Genomic DNA, 251 nt, shown 5'->3' with positions numbered 1-251 from the left:
CCGATCAGCCCTTCAAGCGCCGAAATGGCCGCACTGACATTCAGTGCCGCGAGGATCCCGACCACCGCGCCAATCGCCGTGCCGACCACGCCGATCACTGTGCCCTGAACCATGAACGTGCGCATGATCGTGCCCGGAGTGGCGCCAAGGGTGCGCAGAATGGCGATGTCGCCCTTCTTGTCGTTCACCACCATCACCAGCGTGGAAATGATGTTGAACGCGGCGACGGCGACGATCAGCAGCAACAGCAG

At 62.5% G+C, this 251-nt stretch carries 1 protein-coding gene; it reads right to left on the bottom strand.

Annotation, left to right across the window (positions count from 1 at the left end; genetic code table 11):
• The coding region (locus AAEY83_RS17200; RefSeq protein ID WP_351061097.1) for an FtsX-like permease family protein at positions 1-251 on the bottom strand (251 nt) is incomplete at both ends.

Origin of the sequence: Psychrobacter sp. TB20-MNA-CIBAN-0197 (assembly GCF_040309765.1) — a bacterium.
In the GTDB taxonomy this organism is placed as follows: domain Bacteria; phylum Pseudomonadota; class Gammaproteobacteria; order Pseudomonadales; family Moraxellaceae; genus Psychrobacter; species Psychrobacter submarinus.
This window is presented reverse-complemented; position numbering and strand designations above follow the sequence as displayed.